The 278-nt window shown below is 49.3% G+C and carries 1 protein-coding gene; it reads left to right on the top strand.

Annotated features, from left to right (window positions below):
* Nucleotides 1-278: CheR family methyltransferase (locus RYX56_RS22000; RefSeq protein ID WP_317124068.1), on the top strand; the 278-nt coding region annotated here is incomplete at both ends.

Genomic DNA, 278 nt, shown 5'->3' with positions numbered 1-278 from the left:
CATACCTTGAACGGTTATTGAATGACCTATCCATCCGGATGACGGAAATGTACCGTGTCCCTAGTTTCTTTGCAGCGTTTCGCAATGAAGTGGTACCACTGCTTCGTGACTTACCGGAAATCCGCATCTGGCATGCCGGCTGTGCAACTGGTGAGGAGGTCTATTCGATGGCCATTCTAATCCAGGAGGAGGGGCTTGCGGAAAAAACAAAAATCTATGCAACCGATATAAATGAAAAAGCATTGCGGTCTGCACGAAAGGGCGCCTTCCCGTTGGAG

Source organism: Alkalihalophilus lindianensis, assembly GCF_032843265.1.
Taxonomy (GTDB): domain Bacteria; phylum Bacillota; class Bacilli; order Bacillales; family Bacillaceae_D; genus Alkalihalophilus; species Alkalihalophilus lindianensis.
Note: the sequence above shows the minus strand (reverse complement) of the source record. Positions and strands in the feature narration are given on the sequence as shown.